Source organism: Bradyrhizobium sp. (assembly GCF_019242285.1).
GTDB lineage: Bacteria > Pseudomonadota > Alphaproteobacteria > Rhizobiales > Xanthobacteraceae > Bradyrhizobium.
The window spans coordinates 1-4810 of sequence record NZ_JAFAVV010000332.1 but is presented as its reverse complement, the minus strand read 5'-3'; the positions used below and the strand labels follow the sequence as shown (position 1 = coordinate 4810).

Here is a 4810-nt window from a genome sequence, read left to right as displayed (position 1 = left end):
GATCGCCTCACGCCGCTCACACCGAAGAAGAATGAACCCAGCGACACGCCACCGGCCTAAGCGGAACGCAGGTGGCGCGTCCAAGCTTGGAGGTCGCGGATATCTTCCGCGGCCATGGTCCGGCGTGGCGTCAAGCCAATGCCGGCCATGTGAGCCTCCAGCAGTTGAAGGTGATGTCGGCGATCGAGCGCTGCCGCACGGCGGAACTCGGCGGCCATGTCGCGCGCTGCGCGGATTGCGCCTATACGACCATCGCCTACAACTCTTGTCGCAACCGGCACTGCCCGAAGTGCCAAGGCGCCGCCACGAAGCAATGGCTTGCCGAGGGCGAAGCCGAACTGTTGCCGGTGCCGTACTATCACGTGGTGTTCACGCTGCCTGCGGCCATCGCCGACATCGCCTACCAGAACAAGGCCGTCGTCTACGATCTGCTGTTCAAGGTCTCGGCCGAGACTATGCTGACGATTGCTGCCGACCCCAAGCATCTCGGTGCCAGGATCGGCATCACCTCCGTGCTACACACCTGGGGCTCGGCGATGACCCATCACCCGCACGTGCACATGATCGTGCCGGGCGGCGGCCTCTCGTCCGACGGCCAGCGCTGGATATCGTGCCGGCCAGGCTTCTTCCTGCCTGTGCGCGTGCTCTCACGCCTGTTCCGCCGGCTGTTCCTGGAGAAGCTCCTCGCCGCCCACCAAGCCGGCCGCCTGAGCTTCTTCGGCAACGACATCCATCTGGCCGATCCGCGATCCTTCGCAACCCTTCTGGCGCCGCTGCGCAAAACCGAGTGGGTCGTCTACGCCAAGCGTCCGTTCGGCGGCCCTGAGGCGGTGCTGGCCTATCTGTCGCGTTATACCCACCGCGTGGCCATCGCCAACAGTCGCCTGATCGCCTTCGACGAACACGGCGTCACCTTCAAGTGGAAGGATTACCGCATCGAAGGCCACGATCGGTACAAGCGCATGACGCTCGGGACCTTCGAGTTCATCCGCCGCTTTCTCATCCACGTGCTGCCGAAGGGCTTGCACCGCATCCGCCACTACGGCCTGCTCGCCAGAGGCGCCTGCGCCGACAACATCGCACGCGCGCGTGAGCTGCTCGCGGTCGCTAAACCTGAAGCGCCGCCCACCAGTACCGCCGTCGATCCCAGTACGCCGCCTTGCCCGTGCTGTGGCGGTCGCATGACCATCATCGAGGTGTTTGCGCGCGGTGCAACACCACGGCATCGGCCGACGGCTTCGACCAGCCGTATCAGGATCGACTCCTCATGATCGCCTCTCAATCCCGCAAATCTGCCCACCGCACGCGCCATCTCTCGACAGGCCACGGCAGAGTGCGCCCCAATGCGCTGCTGTCGTCTCAAATCGCCCGACAATTCGCCCCGGTCAACGCAACCTGCCGCTCTTTCATCAACCGCTTCATCGTCGGCCAGCCTGCTGGATCGGCCAGATCCCAATCACATACCTCGCCCGCGGCATTCAAATCCCCATAGCGTCTGCGGCCCGACCTTACGTTCCCTTACCCGCGGTTTCCTCCCTTGGAGGCTTTCGGACGCCGGCCGCCGAGTATGCGGCGCCGTCCCTCATGCGGCCGTCGTCCGAAACCCTTCACAGAATATCCGAAATGGGGCTGCTAGAAATGCAGCCCGCCAGGGTAGCGGGGAAGTCGCCGCCGTGGGGCCTACGACGATGACTCCGTTCGCAGCGCGCGTACCGCAGCTCTGATCATGGCGACGGTTTCGGCCTCGGCGTCGCTGTCATGCTCCTGACGCCACGCGCTCTGGATTGCAATGACCACCTGTTCGGTCGGGTTCACGACGATGAACTGACCAAAGGCGCCATTTGCCGAGAAGGCACCGTTGTTGGCGCTGCCCGGCAAGGGCGGCACCGCCCACCAGTGATAGCCGTATCCCACAGGTGAACCGGGCATGAGCCGACCGAAGGCAGTGGCCGCGCTGTCGGGCTGTCCCGCGAGATCTCGCCAGCCTGATGGCAGCATCCGTCGGCCACTGAACGCCACGCCCTCCTCCAACATCAGTTGGCCAAAGCGGCCGAAATCGCGCAGACGCGCGCTGACGCCAATCCCGCCCAGCTCCAGGCCGCCGTCGGAGTCGAGTTGCCAATACCCGTCGGCCTCCATGCCGGCAGCTCCCCAAATCTTCTCGGCGCAGTAGTCGGCCAGGGGCTGGCCCGTCGCGGCTGTGACCAACGCGCCAATCAGGTAACTCTCGCCGGTCGAGTAGTTGAAGACATAGCCGTGTGGATGGGCGCGCGGCAGTTTGCACATGAGGTCGAGGACGGAGCCTGGCCGTCGGCTCAACATGGCGTCGATTAGTCGGAATGAATCTGAGTTTCCGTCTGCATCGTCTTCCTCGCGCCAGGCTATACCCGAGCACATCCGCAAGAGATTGCGGATGGTGACCCCCTCGTAGGCCGAGCCGCGCAGCCGCGGCAGGTATTGCTCGCAGCGATCATCAAGGCTGCCGATCGCGCCGTCGTGGAGCGCGGCCCCAACGAGCGTCGCGGTGATCGACTTCGCGGTCGACATGCTGGTCCACCGGCTCTCAGGGGTGTTGTCCATGCCGTAGCGCTCCAGGGCGATCTCGCCGTGCTTCAGGATCAGAAGCCCAGCCGTGCGGCGGCGGGCCATGTAATCGTCAAGGCCGACCCGCACCCCGCCCACGTCAAACGTCAGGTCCGCGAGCGAACGGGCATGCGGTGGGAGCGGCCGCACCGCGTCGCCGCGCCGGATCACGCGCACCGGCCAGGCCCGGTCCTGGTTACGAAAGGTCAGCGCCTGGTTTTCGGGGGTCGTGTCCCAGAAATGCCGAGCCGCGCGCTCCGGATCCGCGTCACTGGCGGCATTTGTCGACGTGGCATTGGCCATGAATACCTCCTTGTTCGTTAAGGCGACGCCAAATCGCCCGCGAACGGCGCGTTGGCAAAGCAAATCAAGTTGGTTTGACGTGGTCTTATCTCGCTGGCATGCTGGCGGCCGATCCTGGCGGAGACCTTTCGTCGGGAGCGTCGATCCCAAATTGCAGCTGTCTCAGAGCGGCCGCCTCCACGTCGTACGGGAAAATCCACTCAGCCTCCGACATCCAGCTTCGCATCCGCTGCGCCTGCTCTGTGGCATCACCACCGACGGACCTGTAGAACTGGCCGGCCAGGCGCGAGGCCGCCTGCACCCGGCTGGTTCTCTCCAATCGCAAATCCTGATAAGCCTTCAGCCGCGCCGGCATTTCATCGTGCGTCGCATGCTCCAGCAACACGGCAAGCGCGAACCCATCCTCGATGGCCTGCCCGGCACCTTGCCCGAAATGCGGGACCATCGGATGAGCCGCGTCGCCCAGTAACGTAACGCAGCCGCGAGACCAGTATGGCAAGGCCGGACGATCATAGATGCCCCAGCGGAATGTCTCGTCGAGTGCTGCAATCAGATCGCAGACCGGGGCATCCCAACCGTCAAACTCAGCCACGAGCGCGCTGATGTCACCGGCCGCAAACCAGCTCTCCTCCATGTCGCGGGGGCTCGGGACGAACGCGACGATGTTGATCAGCCGCCCCTGTGACACGGGAAAGCAGATGAAACTGCGGCCTGCTCCCATCCACATATTCAGCCCGCGCAACTCCGCACTCCACGACAGTTTCTTGGACTGCACGAGGCCTCGATAGGCCACAACCCCCTCGCTGGTCGGGTGCGCTTTCAGCCCGATCGCGCGCTGGACAATCGAATGGATGCCGTCCGCGCCTATCACCGCATCGGCGTCGCAAACGGCGCCATTGGCAAAGGTCAGCCGCGCGCCGGGACCCGTTTGTTCGACGGACACGCAGCGGTGCCCGAATCTGACCTTTCCTTTCGTTGCGCTCGACAGCATATCGAGCAACTCGACGCGGTGAATCTGATAGCTCTGCGGCGTCGGCGCACCCGGTCTTGAAACAGGCTCTCCATGTGACGTTCGCAGCGTCAGGCCCTGACTCCTTGTGGTGATGTTGTCGATCGCCTCACATAAACGAGTCCGCCTGAGCAATCTTGCCGCGTTCGGAGGAATCGATATGCCGGCACCTGCCTCGCGCGGAGAGTTCGCATTCTCGAAGACCGTCACATCGATGCCGCGCGCCTCAAGCGCGAGTGCCGCAGACAATCCTCCGATCCCCGCTCCGAGGATCGCGAAATTCAGTCTTTGAGGCATCGGTCCCGACCCTGTCCGTCAGTTGCCGACGACATCATCGAACAGCACCCACCTGGTACCATCGAAACGCGCCATTCTCGCCTTTCTCCAGCCGATCCGGTTCGACGGAGTGATGTTGATCGACAGGTCCGGCAGGAACAACGGCAGCTGAAGTCCTTGGATATTGGTGGCCTGCCTGAGAAGGTTTTCGCGCGACAGGTCGTCGCCGCACCTTGTCAGAACCTCAACGATGATATGAGCGGTCGCATAGGGAAAAACCGACTCCTCCACATCCTCGTTCGGCGCCCACTGCTTCATGAAGGCCCGATACTCCTGCATGTCTGCATCGGCATCCCACATGGGTTCCTCGGTCGTTTTGAGCCAAAACGCGGTGACTGCGCCGGTCGAGGCCGTAAGCCCCGCCGGACGCAGCACAGCCGAGATACTGCTCACACCGGATAGCAGGACATGTTGAACTTTCCAGCCAAGCTCGTGCGCCCTGCGGATGGCTTGCGCCGCGAAGCGCGGGTTGGAGGCATGAAACAAGGTATCGGCGCCGGAGGCCTTGAGCGCCAGGATTTGTGAATCGACCGTCGGCTCCATAATGTCGTAGGCCGCTTCCCCGACGATCATGGCTGA

General features: G+C 63.6%; 4 protein-coding genes. 1 reads left to right on the top strand and 3 read right to left on the bottom strand.

Annotation, left to right across the window (positions count from 1 at the left end):
- The first annotated feature begins 71 nt into the window (after positions 1–71).
- Positions 72–1271, top strand: coding sequence for an IS91 family transposase (locus JOY90_RS13080; protein WP_291691546.1), 1200 nt, complete (start codon positions 72–74; stop codon positions 1269–1271).
- 409 nt (positions 1272–1680) lie between these two features.
- Here the strand turns inward: JOY90_RS13080 and JOY90_RS13075 are convergent, their stop codons facing one another.
- From JOY90_RS13075 to JOY90_RS13065, 3 genes are all read right to left on the bottom strand, one after another.
- On the bottom strand, positions 1681–2886 hold the full coding sequence (locus JOY90_RS13075) for a serine hydrolase (RefSeq protein WP_291691545.1): 1206 nt from the start codon (positions 2884–2886) through the stop codon (positions 1681–1683).
- Positions 2887–2971: 85 nt separating this feature from the next.
- Positions 2972–4192, bottom strand: a complete 1221-nt coding sequence (locus JOY90_RS13070) for an FAD-dependent monooxygenase (protein ID WP_291691544.1) — start codon at positions 4190–4192, stop codon at positions 2972–2974.
- Positions 4193–4210: 18 nt separating this feature from the next.
- A partial coding sequence (locus JOY90_RS13065) for an ABC transporter substrate-binding protein (RefSeq protein WP_291691543.1) occupies positions 4211–4810 on the bottom strand: 600 nt, incomplete at its 5' end.

Excerpts from the sequence above, each read along its gene's own strand:
- JOY90_RS13070 (WP_291691544.1), bottom strand. The coding sequence starts at position 4,192 with ATGCCTCAAAGACTGAATTTCGCGATCCTCGGAGCGGGGATCGGAGGA.
- JOY90_RS13075 (WP_291691545.1), bottom strand. The coding sequence starts at position 2,886 with ATGGCCAATGCCACGTCGACAAATGCCGCCAGTGACGCGGATCCGGAG.